This window comes from Halomonas kalidii, from assembly GCF_030010475.1.
Taxonomy (GTDB): domain Bacteria; phylum Pseudomonadota; class Gammaproteobacteria; order Pseudomonadales; family Halomonadaceae; genus Halomonas; species Halomonas heilongjiangensis.
Window position 1 is genome coordinate 18,576 of sequence record NZ_JASCQN010000007.1, and the last position, 16,624, is coordinate 35,199.

Here is a 16,624-nt window from a genome sequence, read left to right on the forward strand (position 1 = left end):
CGAGGGGCTGGTCAGTCGCCGCTGACCGCATCGCGGGTGCGCTGCCAGGCGCTCTGGGCACCTTCGCGGGTGGATTCCCAGGCATCCGCTGCATTCTGACGCGCCTGTTCCCACCAGTCCCGGTCGTACTCGGGCAGCTCGCCCAGTTCGTCGGCCGATGCGTCGACGAGAATGCGGTAGACCGGATCGCCGTCCTCCTCGGTACTGGCTTCGAGGCGGTAGTGGTCGTTGTCGAGCACGATCTCGCGCCCACCAAGGCCGAGAGTGGCACCGCTCTCGATCACCAGTGACTGGACCTGCTTGTCGTCGTCGAGCAGGATATCCTCGACTTCACCGACGCGTTCATCGGGATCGCTCATCAGGTAGACATCGGCATCGAGGATGGCATCGGCGGAATAGAGGCCCTGAATCTCCTGATCAGGCATCTCGTCCTGGGCCTGGGCTGCCATGCCAAGGCCGCCGGCGGCCAGGGAAAGGCTCAGTGCGAGTGTCGTCTTGCGCATGTCGTCTCCTTGGAAAGTTCCATTTCGCGGTAACGTCTGCGTTGCACTCTGGTCTGCTGAAATGGTGCTACAGCATCAGTTCTGTTGCATGGCACGCGTGGTCCGTTTGATGCGAGCCGAAGCCGAATATTCGCGAAAACGTTGGGGGAATATCCGGCTTGCGTCTTCAAGGTAGCAGGCATGGCCGGCTACTTGTGAAAGGGAGCTTGTAGAAATATTTCCTTATGTTAACAGCTCCTAAAAAAGACACATATGCCGGGATTCACGAGCACCAGGAAGCGATGCCCGTGCTGGATTCTCTCAGGGTTCGCGGCGGTGCTGGCGGCGGCCGCCTGCCCAGGTCTCCAGCACGGTGCGGTCGTCGCCCATCATCATCAGCGCGAAGAGGGTCTCGGCGAGCGAACGGCAGCGCGCCGTGCGCCGGGCCAGCAGCGGGGTGGCCGCGGGGTCGAGGACCACGAAGTCGGCGTCGAGTCCCGGGGCCAGGCGGCCGATGCGGTCGTCGAGCGACAGCGCCCGGGCGTTGCCCAGGGTCAGCCCGAAGAAGCCCTGCCAGGCGGTGAGCGGCTGACCGCGCAGCTGGCCCACCTGGTAGGCGGCCTTGAGGGTGGCCAGGCCCGACAGGTCGGTGCCGCCGCCCACGTCGCTGGCGTAGGTGATGGCGAGGCCCTTCTCGCGGGGAGCCTGGCGGTCGAACAGGCCGCTGCCCAGGAACATGTTGGAGCTGGGGCAGAAGGCGAGATTCGCCCCGCGCTCGGCCAGCCGGCCGCGCATCTCCTGGTCCAGGTGGATGCCGTGGGCGAAGGTGCTGCGTGGCCCCACCAGGCCGGACTGCTCGTAGACCTCGAGGTAGTCGCGGCTGCCGGGGAACAGCTCGGCCACCCAGTCCAGCTCGCCGGTGTTCTCGGCGAGATGGGTCTGCAGCCAGAGGCTCGCGTCGTTGCGCATCAGGGCGCCGGCGGCATCGAGCTGGGCCCGGGTGGAGGTGGGGGCGAAGCGCGGGGTCAGGCTGTAACCGAGCCGGCCCTTGCCGTGCCAGTCGCCGATCAGCCGCTCGGTGTCGCGGATACCGCCCTCGGTATCGTCGCACAGCGCCGCGGGGGCGTGGCGGTCCATCAGCACCTTGCCGGCGAGCATGCACAGGCCGCGCCGGTGGCTGGCGGCGAAGAAGGCGTCCACCGACACCGGATGGCTCGAACAGAACACCTGGGCGGTGGTGGTGCCCACCCGCAGCAGCTCGTCGAGGAAGGCCTCGGAGAGCGCTTCGGCGTGCTCGCGGCTGGAAAACTGCTGTTCTTCCGGGAAGGTGTAGTCGTTGAGCCAGTCGAGCAGCTGGCGACCGTAGGAGGCGATGATCTCCAGTTGGACGTAGTGCACATGGCTGTCGATGAAGCCGGGGAGGATCAATTTCCCACGGTGGTCGATGACTTCCAGCCCCTCGGGCAACTCGGGGGCCAGCCTGGCGTAGTCGTCCACGGCGCGGATGCAGCCGTCCTCGATCCACAGGGCACCATCCTCGAGGTGGCGCACGCTGCCCGCGGCCGGGGAATCGCCCTCGCCGGGGTCGGTGTCGAAGCTCAGCAGTTCGGCGCGCAGCAGGCGCGAGTGTGTCGTCGTCATGGTGTCAGGGCTCATTCTCTTTTGGGGTCAGACCCCTCAGCAAACTTTGGGGTCTGACCCCACAGGAAACTTAGGTAAAGACGCGTCGCAGTTCGGCGGGGTCGAGGCCGCGCTGGTCGCCGCGCTCGGGTGTCTCGGCCAGCGGCAATAGCTCGGCGAGGGCGGCCAGGGCGATGGCGTAGGGGGTCTTGTCGCCACCGGTGCCACCCGAGGCGACGCCGATGGGGCAGCGCACCGTCGCCAGGGCCTCGTCCCCATGACCGGCATCCGTCAGCCGGGAGCGGAAGCTGGCCCACTTGCTCTTCGAGCCGATCAGGCCGAGCGACGCCGTGTCGCCGCGCCTCAGGAGGGCGTCGACCAGGGCACGGTCCTCGGCGTGGTCGTGGGTCAGCACCAGGGCGTGGGCGCCGGCCGGCAGGGCCGCCACCGCGGCCGCGGGATCGGGGCTCGCCCGGCATTCGAGGCGTGGCTGGCCGGTGGCCCAGGCGGGGAAGGCGCCGTCGCGACTGTCGTGCCACAGCACCCGCCAGGGCAGCGGCGCGGCCAGGCGCACGAGCTCCTGGCCCACGTGGCCGGCGCCGAACAGCGCCAGCGTGGTACGGCTGCCCGGGAACACCTCGATCAGCACGTTGACGAAGCCGCCGCAGCACTGGCCGCTGCGCCCGCCCAGCGAGAAGGCCTCGAGGGTCATCCCCGGCTCGCTCGAGGCGAGGCGCTGGCGTGCCGCCTCGATGGTCTGCCACTCGAAGGTGCCGCCGCCGAGGGTATCGTAGACCGCGTCGGCGGTGATCACCATCCGCGCCCCGGGCTCCCGGGGCGTGGAGCCGGCGCTGGTGACCTGGGTCGCCAGGGCGTGGGGCAGGCCGTCGCGCTGCAGGCGATGCAGCGCGGCGTGCCAGCTCTCGGGGCGCGACGTGGCGCCGGTGCCGGGTGTGCCCATGATCACGCTCCTCCCGTCTCCAGCGGCCGGGGATCGTGGCGCGAGCGCAGCGCCTCGGCGGCGAGCAGCACCCGCTCGGGGGTGGCCGGGGTGTCGAGGCGCGGCGCCTCGCGGTAGTCGGCGAGGCTGGCCAGGGCGTCGCGCAGCGCCGACCACACCGACATGCCGAGCATGAAGGGCGGCTCGCCCACCGCCTTGGAGCGGTAGATGCTGGCCATGGAGTTGGGGTGGCCCTCGAGCAGGGTGACGTTGAACACCGGCGGCAGGTCGCCGTAGGTGGGGATCTTGTAGGTGGCCGGGCCGTCGGAGATCAGGCGGCCGGCGTCGTTCCACTTCAGCTCCTCGCTGGTCAGCCAGCCCACGCCCTGGATGAAGCCGCCCTCGACCTGGCCGAGGTCGATGGCCGGGTTCAGCGAGTCGCCCACGTCGTGGAGGATGTCGACCCGGTCGACCTGGTACTCGCCGGTGAGGGTGTCGACGCTGACCTCGGCCACGGCGGCGCCATGGGCGTAGTAGTAGAAGGGCCGGCCCTTGCCGGTCTCACGGTCGTAGTGGATCAGCGGGGTGGCGTAGAAGCCCTTCTCGGAGAGCGAGATGCGGGCGAGATACGCCGCCTGGACGAGCTCGCCCCAGGGAATGCGCCGCTCGCTCTCGCCAACGCCGGCCACCAGGTGGCCGGCCTCCAGGCGCATGCCCTCGCGGTCGAGGCCGCCGAGCTCGGCGAAGAAGTGCTCGCTGGCGAAGTCGAACAGCCGTTCCTTGAGCTTCACACAGGCGTCGCGGGCGGCCTGGCCGTTGAGGTCGGCGCCGCTGGAGGCGGCGGTGGGCGAGGTGTTGGGCACCTTGTCGGTGCGAGTGGCGGTGATGCGCACCGTGTCGAGGTCGAGCGCCAGCTCCCGGGCCACCACCTGGCAGATCTTGGTGTGCAGACCCTGGCCCATCTCGGTGCCGCCGTGGTTGATCATCACGCTGCCGTCGGTATAGACGTGGAGCAGGGCGCCGGCCTGGTTGAGGTGCTTGGCGGTGAAGGAGATGCCGAACTTCACCGGGGTCAGCGCCAGGCCGCGGCGGATGACCGGGCTCTCGGCATTGAACGCGGTGATCGCCTGGCGGCGGGCCCAGTAATCGCTGCTCGCCTCGAGCTGTCCGACCAGGTCGTGGAGCAGGGCGATCTGGTCCACCGTCTGGCCGTAGTGGGTGACATTGCGGCCTTCGCGGTAGAGGTTGCGCTTGCGCACGGTGAGCGGGTCTTCGCCGATCCTGCGGGCGATATCGTCCATGGCCGCCTCGATCACCATCATGCCCTGGGGGCCACCGAAGCCGCGGAAGGCGGTGTTGGAGGCGGTGTGGGTGCGGGCGCGGTGGCCGGTGACCCGGGCCTCGCCCAGGGAGTAGGCGTTGTCCGAGTGGAACATGGCGCGGTCGACGATCGCCTCGGAGAGGTCCGGCGAGTAGCCGCAGTCGCCGATCACGGTGATCTCGCCCCCCTGGATCACCCCCTGGTCATCGACGCCGAGCCGGTAGCGGTTGTGGAAGGGGTGGCGCTTGCCGGTGACGCGCATGTCCTCGGCCCGCGGCAGGCGGACGCGGGTGGTGCGCCCGGTGCGCCGGGCGATCAGCGCGGCGATGCAGGCCCAGGGCGAGGCCTGGGTCTCCTTGCCGCCGAAGCCGCCGCCCATGCGGCGCATCTCCACGGTGACGGCATGGAAGGGGATCCCCAGCACCTCGGCGACCAGCTTCTGGGTCTCGCTGGGGTGCTGGTTGGAGGTGTAGACGACCACGCCCTCGTCCTCGGTGGGCTGCACCAGGCAGGCCTGGCCCTCGAGGTAGAAGTGCTCCTGGCCGCCGACGAACTGCTCGCTCTCCACCACATGGCTGGCACCGGCCAGGGCGGCCTCCCAGTCGCCGCTCTGCTGGACGTGGGTGGGGCGCACGACTTCACCGCGCTCGGCGGCGGCCACCGGGTCGAGGCTGGCCGGCTGCTCGTCGATCTCGGCTATCCCCTCGGCCCACGCGGCGCTTACCGCCTCGCGAGCGGCGCGATGGCTCTCGGCGGCCACGGCGAACAGCACCTGGCCGACGTAGCTGATCTCGTCCTCGACGAAGATCGGGTCGCCGGGGAACACCGGGCCGATATCGGTATGGCCGGGCACGTCGGCGATCGAGATCACGTCGACCACGCCGGGCATCGCCCTGACCTTTTGCAGGTCGAGGCGGGTCAGCCGGCCATGGGCCACCGGCGAGAGGCCCAGCGCCACGTGCAGGCAGTCGGCGGGGGCGCGGATGTCGTCGATATAGGTGGCGCGGCCGGTGACATGCTTGACCGCGCTCTCGTGGGCGCTGGCGCTGCCGGCCGCCCCGCGGCTGGTGGTGGGGCGGTCATCGCGGGACGTGGTCTCCCGGGCCAGGGGGCCGTCGCCCTTGATCCGTCCCCGCTGCTCCTCGCGAACCCTGGCGGAGTCGGCCGAGACGTCGGGTGCGGCGCCGGGCGCCTGAACGAACTTAGTGAGCGTACGCATGGAGCATCACCTCCCGGTCGGTGTGGGACGACGGCTGCACCCGGTGGTCACGAAGCAGGGCCAGGCGCAGGCGCTCGAGCAGGTTGGCGGCGGAGAGCCGGCGGTAGTGGGCGCTGCCACGCACGTCGCTCATGGGCTGGAAGTCTCGCGCCAGCGCGAGCCGGGCGGCCTGGAAGGCGGCGGTCGAGGGGGCCTGCCCCTCCAGGGCGGCCTCGGCGGCGGCGGCGCGCTTGGGGATGGCGGCCATGCCGCCGAAGGCCAGGCGCACGTCGCGCAGGATGCCGTCCTCGAGCCTCCAGCTGAAGGCGCCGAGCACCGCGGAGATGTCGTCCTCTCGACGCTTGGACAGCTTCCAGACCTTGAGGGTCCGACCCGCTTCGGGGCGCGGCAGGAAGATGGCGCGGATCGCCTCGCCCTCGCCCAGGGCGGTCCGCTTGTAGTCGAGGAAGAAGTCGTCCAGCGGCAGCTCGCGCTCGCCCTCGGGGCCGGCGAGCCACAGCCGCGAGCCCAGCGCCAGCAGCACCGGCGGGGTGTCGCCGATAGGCGAGGCGTTGGCGACGTTGCCGCCCAGGGTGCCGCGGTTGCGGACCTGGGCCGAGCCGAGGCGGTGCAGCAGGTGGGCGAAGGCCTCGTAATGCTCGTCGAGCAGCGGCTCCAGGCGCGAATAGGTGACGGCGGCGCCGATCCACCAGCCGGGGCGGCCGTCGTCGAGGGTGGTCTCCTCGATGGTGTCGAGTTCGGCAACCCGGGTCACGTCGATCAGCCGCTCGAAGCGCTCGAGGCGCTGGGTGGTCTCGAGCCAGAGATCGGTGGCCCCGGCCACCAGCCGCGCGTCGGGGTGGCGGCGGCGCAGCTCGACCAGTTCCGCCAGGGTGGTCGGCTGGGCGAAGCGGGCATCGGTTTGGGGGGCGGCGGGTGTCGGCGCCGCCGCATCGAGCCACGGCGGACGCCGCTCGGGGTGCTCGCCCATGGTCAGGGCGGCGTCGCGGATCGGCCGATAGCCGGTGCAGCGACAGAGGTTGCCGCCGAGCGCGGCCTCCAACCGCTGGGGTGTCAACGGTGCCGGTACCTTGTCATCCCCCGGGCGCTGCTCTTCGTGCAGGGTGAACAGCGACATGACGATGCCCGGGGTGCAGAAGCCGCACTGGCTGCCGTGGCATTCGACCATGGCGGCCTGGGCGGGGTGGAGCCGCTCGCCGTCGGCCAGGCCCTCCACGGTGACCAGCTGGCGACCGTGGAGCTGGTGGGCGGGGGTGATGCAGGCATTGGCGCTGTGGTAGCGCACGCGCCCGTCGGGCCCGGTCTCGCCGATGGCCACGGTGCAGGCGCCGCAGTCGCCCGAGGCGCAGCCCTCCTTGGTGCCGGTCTGGCCGAGCGACTCGCGCAGCAGCTCGAGCACGCTGGTCTCGGGTGAGGCCTCGCAGTGGCGAGGCTGCCCGTTGAGCAGGAAATCGATCATCGCCTTGTCTCTTGTTGATTGTCTCTTGTTGATACGGGTGGCAGATGCCGTCTGGTGTTGACCAATTGGTCAGGATGTTTCCAGCATGGTTCAGAATCGATCGGTTTGCAAGCCCGTTTGCACCCCGCACAAGGCTGGTGCACTATCCCGGACACCCGATCGCCTGGGCGAGGGCCGGGCCACGACTTGGGGCAGTGAGGTTGCCGATGACGCAGTGGAAGACGCCTTCCGGAAGGAGTGTGCGCGAGAAGGGGGAGACCAACGGCATGACGCGCGAGCGTAACGAGCGCGAGATCCTGGCGGCTGCCGAACGGGTCTTCGCCCGGCACGGCTATCGCGGTGCCAGTCTTCAGGATATCGCCGAGCAGGCCGGGCTACCCAAGTCCAATGTGCTCTATTACATGGGCAGCAAGCGGGGCCTCTACGTGCGCCTGCTGGAGCGGATGATGGAGCGCTGGAACGCGCTGCTCGACGATATCTCGGTGGAAGACGATCCCGCGGAAGTCCTCGAGGCCTTTATCCGCAGCAAGATGCAGCTGTCGCGCCGTCACCCGGAGGGCTCGCGGCTGTTCGCCGCCGAGATCCTCGGCGGGGCGCCCTTCCTGCAGGACTACCTGCGTGGCGGGCTGCGCGACTGGGTGCAGGCCCGCGCGCGGATCTTCGAGCAGTGGGCGGAGCGCGGCCTGATGGACCCGGTCGACCCGGTGTGGCTGATCTTCCTGATCTGGTCGGCCACCCAGCACTACGCCGACTTCGAGGCCCAGGTGCTCGGCATCACCGGCAAGGAGGAGCTCTCCGATGCCGACGTGGAGCGGATCACCGCCTTCCTGACCCAGGTGATCCTCAAGGGGTGCGGGGTCAGGCCGCGCGAGGCCTGATGACCTCCGCGTCGACGCTGCCCATCGAGGCGCGGCTGGGCGCCATTCGCGAGGCGCTGGTAGGCCACAACCGCGCCCTGCTGGTCGCTGAGCCCGGCGCCGGCAAGACCACCCGGGTGCCGCTGGCGCTGCTCGACGCGCCCTGGTGTCGGGGTGGCAGGCTGCTGCTGCTGGAGCCGCGTCGCGTCGCCGCGCGGCTGGCCGCGGGCTTTATGGCGAGCATGCTGGGTGAAGAGACTGGGCAGACGGTGGGCTACCGGATGCGCGGCGAGAGCCGGGTGGGGCCCGACACCCGCCTCGAGGTGGTCACCCAGGGCGTGCTGACCCGCATGCTCCAGGACGATCCCATGCTCGAGGGGGTGGCCGGCATCCTCTTCGACGAATTCCACGAGCGCAGCCTCGAGGCCGACCTGGGCCTGGCGCTGGCCCTGGATGCCCAGGAGGGGCTGCGTGACGACCTGCGGCTGCTGGTGATGTCGGCGACCCTGGACGTGGACTCGCTGCTCGCGGTGCTGGGCGTGGACACCCCGCTGATCGACTGCCCGGGCCGGACCTTTCCCGTGGAGACTCGCTATCGCTCCCTGACCAGCCGCGATGAGGCCGCTTCCCAGCAGGCCCGGGCGGTGCTCGAGGCACTGGAGGCGAGCGAGGGCGATGCCCTGGTGATCCTGCCCGGCGTCGGCGAGATCCGCCGCCTGGCCCGGGAGCTGGCGGGCCGACGTCGGGACCTGGTCATCATGGAGCTGCACGGCCGGCTGCCACTCGAGGCCCAGCGCCGCGCCCTGCGCCCCGACCCCGGGGGCAGGCGCCGGGTGGTGCTGGCCACCGCCATCGCCGAGTCGAGCGTCACCGTGGACGGGGTGCGCATCGTCGTCGATGCCGGCCACGAGCGGGTGCCGGTCTTCCAGCCGCGCAGCGGCCTCACCCGCCTCGAGACCCGGCGGGTCAATCGCGCCAGCGCCGACCAGCGTCGCGGTCGCGCCGGCCGCCAGGGCCCCGGGGTCTGCGTGCGCCTGTGGGCCGAGGAACAGCCGCTCGTGCCCCACGGCGAGCCGGAGATCCGCCAGGCCGATCTGGCGCCGCTCGCCTTCGAACTGGCCCGTTGGGGCATCACCGAGCCGAACCGGCTGGCCTGGGTGACCCCGCCGCCCGCCGCGGCCCTGGCCGCGGGGCGCGACCTGCTTCGCCGGCTCGGGGTGCTCGACGAGGCCTTCCATCTCACCGCGCTGGGGCGAGCCTGCACCCGCTGGCCGACCCATCCCCGCCTGGCGGTGATGCTCGAGCGCGCCGTCGCCCTCGACGCGCTGCCCCTGGCCTGCGCCCTGGTGGCGGCACTGGAGGGGCGCGACCTCGCGGGCGAGCGCGACCTGGAGCGGGCGCTCGAGGCATGCCTGGCGGATGGCCGGGCCCATCGCCAGTGGCAGCACGACGCCCGCCGCCTGGCCCGCCTCGGCGGCTGCCGGCTGGAGGTCGCGAGCCTGGTGCCGCTGGGGGAGCTGCTGGCGCTGGCCTATCCGGAGCGTATCGCCCAACGCCTGGCCCCCGGGCGCTTCCGGCTGGCGAGCGGTGGCCTGGCGGTCCTGCCGGAGGAGCACCCCCTGGCCCATGCCGAACTGCTGGTGGCCGCCGAGCTCGACGGCGAGGCCGCCGGCGCACGGATCTTCCGCGGCGTGGCGCTCTCGCCCGACCGGCTCGAGGCGCTCTATCCCGAGACCGCCGAATGGCGCGCGAACCTCGAGTGGTCGGACGAGCAGGGCCGGCTGGTCGGCGAGCAGGTGCGCGGCCTGGGGGCGGTGGTGCTGGAGCGCCGGCCCCTGCAGGCGCTGCCGCCCGAGGCGGTGCGCCGGGCGCTGCTCGATGCCCTGCGGCGACGCGGGCGATTACCCTTCGACGAGGCCGCCGAACAGCTGCGAGGGCGGGTGGCATTGCTGCGCCGCGAGCTGGGTGACGACTGGCCCGACTGGTCGGACGCGGCGCTGCTCGAACGCCTGGACGACTGGCTGGGGCCGCACCTCGATGGCGTGACGCGGCTTGAGGCGGTCGACAAGCTGCCGCTGGGACGGCTGCTGCTCGATACCCTCGCCTGGTCGCTGCGCTCGCGTCTCGACGAGCTCGCCCCCGAGCGGCTGACGGTGCCCAGCGGTTCCGGCATCCGGCTCGACTACGCGCCCTGTCGGGAGGGCGGTGAGCCGGTGCTGGCGGTGAAGCTGCAGGAGGTGTTCGGCTGGCGGGCCTCGCCGCGCGTCGCCGGCGAACGCGTGGCGGTGCTGCTGCACCTGCTCTCGCCGGCGCGGCGTCCGCTGCAGGTCACCCGCGACCTGGCGAGCTTCTGGGCCAACGGCTACCCGGAGGTGCGCAAGGACATGCGCGGGCGCTACCCCAGGCACCCCTGGCCCGAGGATCCCATGACCGCCGAGGCCACCGCCCGCACCAAGCGACGTTCTTGATCAGCGGGCCGCGGCGTGCTCGTCGTGCCGGCGTCTGGAGGGCGAGCCACTGTCGGTGACATCGCGGCGGCGCAACACCCACTTCTCCAACTCGACGGTCAGCAGGATCGCCACGCTGCCGGCGACGATCACCAGCCAGTGGACGAGGCCCAGGGCGGCGCTGCCGAAGATCAGCTGCATGAAGGGCAGGTAGGTCCAGGCGAGCTGCAGCGCGACCACCAGGGCGATGGCGATCCACACCGGCCGGCTGCCGAAGATTCCCTGCATCGACAGCGAGCTGCGGATCAGGAAACGGCTGTTGATCAGGTAGGCGGCGCTGCCCATCACCAGCATGTTCACCGCACCGGCCCGGGCCAGCGCCTCGCTGCCCTGCTGGTAGAGCAGGATCCAGGCGAACACCCCGAACACCCCGACCAGCAGCAGCACCGAGACGAACACCACCCGCCACAGCAGGAACAGGTCGAGCAGGGCGGCCGTCGGGTCGCGGGGCCGGCGCCGCATGATGTCGGGCTCGGCTTTCTCGAAGGCGAGCGCCAGGCCCAGCGTCACCGCCACCACCATGTTGACCCACAGTGCCTGCAGCGGCGTCACCGGCAGCAGGATGCCGCCCAGCACCGCCAGCATGATCGCCAGGCCCTGGCCACCGTTGGTGGGCAGCAGGAAGGTGATGGTCTTGCGGATGTTGTCGTAGACCTTGCGGCCCTCCTCGATGGCGGCGGCGATGGTGGCGAAGTTGTCGTCGGCGAGCACCATCTCGGCGGCCTCCTTGGCGGCCTCGGTACCCTGGATGCCCATGGCCACGCCGACATCGGCGCGCTTGAGCGCCGGGCCGTCGTTGACCCCGTCGCCGGTCATGGCGCAGATGCCACCCTGCGCCTGCATCGCCTTGACCAGGCGCAGCTTGTGCTCCGGGGCGGCGCGGGCGAAGACATCCACCTCGAGGATGCACGCCTCCAGCTCCCCGTCGGACATGGCCTCGACATCGCGGCCGGTCAGGGCGCGGTCGGTGTGGGCGAAACCGAGCTGCTCGGCGATGGCGCGCGCCGTCACGGCATGGTCACCGGTGACCATCACCGGGCGGATGCCGGCCTCCAGGCACTGCTTCACGGCGGCGATGGCCTCGTCGCGGGGCGGGTCGAGCAGGCCCACCAGGCCGAGCAGCACCAGCCCCTCCTCGGCATGCTCGTCGGCCAGGTCGTCGATGCCTTCCAGGCGCTTCTCGGCCAGCGCCAGCACCCGCAGGCCGCGGGAGGAGAGGGCATGGATGCGTTCCTCCCAGGTCGCGAGATCGAGCTCGTCCCCGCCGCTGTCGGTGCGCACCCGGTGGCACATCTCCAGCAGCCGGTCGGGCGCCCCCTTGACCAGCAGGTACTGCTCGCCGTCGACCTCGTGGAGGGTGGCCATGTACTTGCGTTCGGACTCGAAGGGGATGGCGTCCTGGCGGGCGTGGTCACCGCGCAGCTCGCGTGCCCCGAGGCCGGCCTTGGCCGCGGCCACCACCAGGGCCCCCTCGGTGGGGTCGCCATGGATGTGCCAGCGGCCGTGCTCCTCGGCCAGTTCGGCGTCGTTGCACAGCACGCCGACCTTGAGGAAGTGGCGCAGCGCATGGTGCTCGTCGAGGTCCAGCGCCGCCTCGCGCGTCCGGCCATCCTCGACTTCGTGGAAGTCGCCCTGTGGCGCGAAGCCGGTGCCGTCGATGCGGATCTCGCCCTCTGGCAGCCAGATTGCCCGGGCGGTCATCTCGTTGCGGGTCAGGGTGCCGGTCTTGTCGGAGAAGATGGTGGAGATCGATCCCAGGGTCTCCACCGCCGGCAGGCGGCGGATGATGGCGTTGCGCCGGGCCATGGCCTGCACGCCCAGCGCCAGGCCGATGGTGACGATGGCCGGCAGGCCCTCGGGGATGGCGGCCACGGCCAGGCCGACGGCGGCCATGAACATCTCGCCCACGGGCTGGTCGTGAACCGCGACGCCGAAGGCGGCGGTGAGGGCGGCGGCGCCGAGGATGAACACCGCCAGCACCCGTCCGGCGCGGTCGAGCTGTTGCAGCAGGGGCGTCTTGAGGGTCTCCACGCCGCGCAGCATTTCCGAGATGCGGCCGATCTCGGTGTGGCTGCCGGTCTCCACCACCAGCCCCAGGGCGGTGCCCTGGACCACGATGGTGCCGGCATAGGCCATGCTGCTGCGGTCGCCGAGGTCGGCCTCCCGGTGCACGGCCTGGGTGGCCTTGTCCACCGGCGTCGACTCGCCGGTCAGCGCGGCCTCCTCGGTGCGCAACCGCCGGGCCTCGAGCAGGCGCAGGTCGGCCGGTACGCGGTCGCCGCTCTCCACCAGCACGATGTCGCCGGGCACCAGCTCCTCGGCGGGGATCACGTCGCGCCGGCCGTCGCGCAGCACCTGGGCCCGAGGCGAGAGCATGTTGCGGATGCTCTCGAGCGCCTGCTCCGCCTTGCCCTCCTGGAGAAAGCCGATCAGCGCGATGATCAGCACCACGCCGAGAATGGCCGTGGCGTCGAGGTGATGGCCAAGCCCCAGGCTGGCGACGGCCGCGGCGAGCAGGATCAGCATCAGGATGTTGTTGAACTGCGCGAGCAGGCGCTTCCACCAGGGCCGCCCGCGTTCCTGGTGCAACTGGTTCGGGCCATGGCGGGCCAGTCGCGAGCGTGCCTGCTGGTCGCTCAACCCCCGCGGCGTCGCATCGAGTCGCGTCAGCGACTCCTCGGCCGGCAGGGCATGCCAGGTGGGGCGTTGGTGGGGGGGCCGCTCGGGCATCCTGTTACCTCCGGCACGAGGCGTCGCTGTAACCGCCGCAGGGCTACAGGTGTAGCACACTCCATGCTGCACTGCAGTGATCCAGGACAAGAGAAGGGGCCCAGGGGGGTGATGACACGCGAGAGTGGCGTCCTGCGGTATGATGACGGCCCATCGATATCCGAGGAGAGGCCGAGTGGCGGTGACCGCTTCTTCAGCTTGCCCCTGTGGCAGTGGCGCGATGCTGAGCGCGTGCTGTGGGCGCTACCATGCCGGCGAGCCGGCCCCCACGCCCGAGGCCCTGATGCGCTCGCGCTACGGGGCCTTCGCCCTGAACCTGACCGACTACCTGCTGGCGACCTGGCATCCCTCCACCCGCCCGGCGAGCCTCGCGCCGGATGACACCACGCAGTGGGTGCGGCTCGAGGTGCTTGACCGTGACGAGCGGGACGATACCGGTCGCGTCCACTTTCGTGCCACCTTCCGCGAAGGCCGCCGCTGGGCGGTACTCGAGGAGGCCTCGCGCTTCGTGCGTGAGGCGGGGCGCTGGTATTACCTCGACGGCACCCCGTCCGTGACCCGCCTCAAGCCGGGTCGCAACGACCCCTGCCCGTGCGGCAGCGGGAAGAAGGGCAAGGCCTGCTGCATTAGGGCTTAGCCCTGTATTTTGTCGCAGGAGTCTGGAGAATGCCTGCCACCAATTTGCGTCTTTCATTGCCACATGGAGTGTCAAGAGATGTCGGGTAGTCGACCGTCATATGAGCGGATAAAGGAATACCTGCTCAAGGAAATCGAAAGGGGGGGCTTCGTCCCCGGGGACCGGATCCCCGCCGAGAATCGCCTGGCCAAGGACTTCGGGGTCAGCCGCATGACGGCCAACAAGGCCATCCGTGATCTGGTCCAGCGCGGCCTCCTGATTCGCCGCACGGGATCCGGTACCTTCGTCGTCGAGCGCAAGGCAGAGTCATCTCTCTTCGACATCCGTAACATCGCCGACGAGATTCGCAATCGCGGAGGACGCCACAGCAGTCGCGTCGTCCAATTAAAGGAAGTGGCCGCCAATGAGCAGGTTGCCATCTACCTCGGAGTCAAGACCGGTACCCTTGTCTTTTACTCCGAGATCGTACACATGGAAGATGACGTGCCGCTGCAGCTGGAAAGGCGCCATGTCAATCCGCGCGTAGCACCGGATTACCTGGAGCAGGATTTCGAGAAACATACACCCAATGCCGTCCTGGTCGCGCGCTATCCCGTTACGGATATCGAGAACGTGGTCGAATCCGTTTCCCCCACCGAGGAAGAGGCGGCTCTGCTGGCTATCCCCGTGAGCGAGTCCTGCCTGCTGGTCGTGCGCCGGACCTGGTCGGGTGAACAGTTGATCAGCTATACCCAATTGCTCCATCCCGGTACCCGCTACAAGCTCAACGCCTCTCTGCATTCCGCTGGGCTCTGACCCGCCCCTGCATGTCCGTCATGGCCCGGGACGACAGCCTGGCCATGGCGCATCGCCTTTCCCCTTATCTTGCCCGTTCCTTGTGTCAGACGTCTGTCCGTCGGTGTCATGCCGGCATGTCGGCGGTGTGATCTTGCTGCCTATATGTATATACACATCTATAGAACGTACGTTTGTATATGTATCGCACCAGTACGACTTTGGTCTAACAAGAATTCATATAAATATTTGAAAAAAAAGAAATTAATAGGATTCTGTCGTGGTTGGTTTGTTTCGTCGATTTGACGTCATGGGTAGGTTCTCGTAAATGTGTATATACATATCCAGAGCCGGCGACATGTCTTGAGCATGTCCGGCCCCGATTCAGAGAGGCCCGTCAGGGCCCGAGTGTCAGCGCACCCGAGAGGATTCCCGCATGACCCATATCGATGACAAGCGTCACGACCCCAGCCGCCGGATCGCCGCCCCCACCGGTGCCGAGCGCAGCTGCAAGAGCTGGCTCACCGAGGCGCCGCTGCGCATGCTGATGAACAACCTCCACCCCGACGTCGCCGAGCGCCCCGAGGACCTGGTGGTCTACGGCGGCATCGGCCGCGCCGCCCGCGACTGGCAGTGCTTCGACACCATCGTCGCGACCCTGCAGCGCCTGGAGGACACCCAGACCCTGCTGGTCCAGTCCGGCAAGCCGGTGGGGGTGTTCGAGACCCACAAGGACGCCCCGCGGGTGCTGATCGCCAACTCCAACCTGGTGCCGGCCTGGGCCAACTGGGAGCACTTCAACGAGCTGGATAAGAAAGGCCTGATGATGTACGGCCAGATGACCGCCGGCTCGTGGATCTACATCGGCTCCCAGGGCATCGTCCAGGGCACCTACGAGACCTTCGTCGAGGCCGGGCGCCAGCACTACGCCGGCGACCTCTCCGGCCGCTGGATCCTCACCGCCGGCCTCGGCGGCATGGGCGGCGCCCAGCCCCTGGCGGCGAGCCTGGCCGGCGCCTGTTCGCTGAACATCGAGTGCCAGCAGTCGCGCCTCGACTTCCGCCTGCGCACCCGCTACCTGGACGAGCAGGCCACCGACCTCGACGACGCCCTGGCCCGTATCGAGCGCTACACCGCCGAGGGCCAGGCGGTCTCCATCGGGCTGTGCGCCAACGCCGCCGACGTACTGCCCGAGCTGGTCAAGCGTGGCGTCAAGCCGGACATGGTCACCGACCAGACCAGCGCCCACGACCCGCTGCACGGCTACCTGCCGTCGGGCTGGAGCTGGGACGAGTACGTGGCGCGCGGCAAGACCGAGCCCGAGGTCACGGTGAAGGCCGCCAAGCAGTCCATGGCGGTGCACGTCCAGGCCATGCTCGACTTCCAGGCGCTGGGCGTGCCGACCTTCGACTACGGCAACAACATCCGCCAGATGGCCCAGGAGGAAGGGGTCGAGAACGCCTTCGCCTTCCCCGGCTTCGTGCCGGCCTACATCCGCCCGCTGTTCTGCCAGGGCATCGGCCCCTTCCGCTGGGCGGCGCTGTCCGGCGACCCGGAGGACATCTACAGGACCGACCAGAAGGTCAAGGAGCTGATCCCCGACGACCCGCACCTGCACAACTGGCTGGACATGGCCCGCGAGCGGATTGCCTTCCAGGGGCTGCCGGCGCGCATCTGCTGGGTGGGCCTCAAGGATCGCGCCCGCCTCGGCCAGGCCTTCAACGCGATGGTCAAGAACGGCGAGCTCAAGGCGCCCATCGTCATCGGCCGCGACCACCTCGACTCCGGCTCGGTGGCGAGCCCCAACCGCGAGACCGAGGCGATGCGGGACGGCAGCGACGCCGTCTCCGACTGGCCGCTGCTCAACACCGCCAGCGGCGCCACCTGGGTCTCGCTGCACCACGGCGGCGGCGTGGGCATGGGCTACTCCCAGCACGCCGGGGTGGTGATCGTCGCCGACGGCAGCGCCGACGCCCATGCCCGCCTGGGCCGGGTGCTGCGCAACGACCCGGGCACCGGGGTGATGCGCCACGCCGACGCCGGCTACGAGATCGCCAAGACCTGCGCCCGCGAGAACG

General features: G+C 69.9%; 11 protein-coding genes. 5 read left to right on the top strand and 6 right to left on the bottom strand.

Annotated elements, in window-relative coordinates; genetic code table 11:
* Window positions 1–11 precede the first annotated feature (11 nt).
* From QLQ85_RS00510 to xdhA, 5 genes are all read right to left on the bottom strand, one after another.
* Window positions 12–503, bottom strand: coding sequence for a PRC-barrel domain-containing protein (locus tag QLQ85_RS00510; RefSeq protein ID WP_282737229.1), 492 nt, complete (start codon window positions 501–503; stop codon window positions 12–14).
* Window positions 504–803: 300 nt separating this feature from the next.
* On the bottom strand, window positions 804–2,123 hold the full coding sequence (gene guaD, locus QLQ85_RS00515) for a guanine deaminase (protein WP_282737230.1): 1,320 nt from the start codon (window positions 2,121–2,123) through the stop codon (window positions 804–806).
* Window positions 2,124–2,193: 70 nt separating this feature from the next.
* Window positions 2,194–3,063, bottom strand: coding sequence for a xanthine dehydrogenase accessory protein XdhC (gene xdhC, locus QLQ85_RS00520; protein ID WP_282737231.1), 870 nt, complete (start codon window positions 3,061–3,063; stop codon window positions 2,194–2,196).
* Window positions 3,064–3,065: 2 nt separating this feature from the next.
* Window positions 3,066–5,582: a xanthine dehydrogenase molybdopterin binding subunit gene (gene xdhB, locus QLQ85_RS00525; protein ID WP_282737232.1), complete on the bottom strand. Its 2,517-nt coding sequence runs from the start codon at window positions 5,580–5,582 to the stop codon at window positions 3,066–3,068.
* Window positions 5,566–7,041 carry a xanthine dehydrogenase small subunit gene (gene xdhA, locus QLQ85_RS00530; RefSeq protein WP_282737233.1) on the bottom strand — a complete coding sequence of 492 codons (1,476 nt, stop codon included), beginning with the start codon at window positions 7,039–7,041 and terminating at the stop codon, window positions 5,566–5,568. The genes xdhB and xdhA overlap by 17 nt, the downstream gene beginning before the upstream one ends.
* Window positions 7,042–7,307: 266 nt before the next feature.
* Here xdhA and QLQ85_RS00535 point away from each other — a divergent pair, with 266 nt between their 5' ends.
* The gene (locus QLQ85_RS00535; protein WP_170064125.1) at window positions 7,308–7,919 is read left to right on the top strand and encodes a TetR/AcrR family transcriptional regulator; all 612 of its coding nucleotides are present in this window, start codon (window positions 7,308–7,310) and stop codon (window positions 7,917–7,919) included.
* Window positions 7,919–10,366 carry an ATP-dependent helicase HrpB gene (gene hrpB / locus QLQ85_RS00540; RefSeq protein WP_282737234.1) on the top strand — a complete coding sequence of 816 codons (2,448 nt, stop codon included), beginning with the start codon at window positions 7,919–7,921 and terminating at the stop codon, window positions 10,364–10,366. The genes QLQ85_RS00535 and hrpB overlap by 1 nt, the downstream gene beginning before the upstream one ends.
* Here hrpB and QLQ85_RS00545 read toward each other — a convergent pair whose 3' ends face one another.
* A complete protein-coding gene (locus QLQ85_RS00545) occupies window positions 10,367–13,135 on the bottom strand; it encodes a cation-translocating P-type ATPase (protein ID WP_282737235.1) in 2,769 nt (922 codons plus the stop codon). It lies immediately after the preceding gene.
* Window positions 13,136–13,277: 142 nt separating this feature from the next.
* Here QLQ85_RS00545 and QLQ85_RS00550 point away from each other — a divergent pair, with 142 nt between their 5' ends.
* The 3 genes from QLQ85_RS00550 to hutU form a co-directional block, all read left to right on the top strand.
* Window positions 13,278–13,772 carry a YchJ family protein gene (locus QLQ85_RS00550; RefSeq protein ID WP_282737236.1) on the top strand — a complete coding sequence of 165 codons (495 nt, stop codon included), beginning with the start codon at window positions 13,278–13,280 and terminating at the stop codon, window positions 13,770–13,772.
* 78 nt (window positions 13,773–13,850) lie between these two features.
* Complete coding sequence (gene hutC, locus QLQ85_RS00555) at window positions 13,851–14,567, top strand: histidine utilization repressor (protein WP_282720905.1); 717 nt, start codon at window positions 13,851–13,853, stop codon at window positions 14,565–14,567.
* 415 nt (window positions 14,568–14,982) lie between these two features.
* A partial coding sequence (gene hutU / locus QLQ85_RS00560) for a urocanate hydratase (RefSeq protein WP_282737237.1) occupies window positions 14,983–16,624 on the top strand: 1,642 nt, incomplete at its 3' end.

Excerpts from the sequence above, each read along its gene's own strand:
- QLQ85_RS00510 (WP_282737229.1), bottom strand. The coding sequence starts at position 503 with ATGCGCAAGACGACACTCGCACTGAGCCTTTCCCTGGCCGCCGGCGGC.
- guaD (WP_282737230.1), bottom strand. The coding sequence starts at position 2,123 with ATGACGACGACACACTCGCGCCTGCTGCGCGCCGAACTGCTGAGCTTC.
- xdhC (WP_282737231.1), bottom strand. The coding sequence starts at position 3,063 with ATGGGCACACCCGGCACCGGCGCCACGTCGCGCCCCGAGAGCTGGCAC.
- xdhB (WP_282737232.1), bottom strand. The coding sequence starts at position 5,582 with ATGCGTACGCTCACTAAGTTCGTTCAGGCGCCCGGCGCCGCACCCGAC.
- xdhA (WP_282737233.1), bottom strand. The coding sequence starts at position 7,041 with ATGATCGATTTCCTGCTCAACGGGCAGCCTCGCCACTGCGAGGCCTCA.
- QLQ85_RS00535 (WP_170064125.1), top strand. The coding sequence starts at position 7,308 with ATGACGCGCGAGCGTAACGAGCGCGAGATCCTGGCGGCTGCCGAACGG.
- hrpB (WP_282737234.1), top strand. The coding sequence starts at position 7,919 with ATGACCTCCGCGTCGACGCTGCCCATCGAGGCGCGGCTGGGCGCCATT.
- QLQ85_RS00545 (WP_282737235.1), bottom strand. The coding sequence starts at position 13,135 with ATGCCCGAGCGGCCCCCCCACCAACGCCCCACCTGGCATGCCCTGCCG.
- QLQ85_RS00550 (WP_282737236.1), top strand. The coding sequence starts at position 13,278 with ATGACGGCCCATCGATATCCGAGGAGAGGCCGAGTGGCGGTGACCGCT.
- hutC (WP_282720905.1), top strand. The coding sequence starts at position 13,851 with ATGTCGGGTAGTCGACCGTCATATGAGCGGATAAAGGAATACCTGCTC.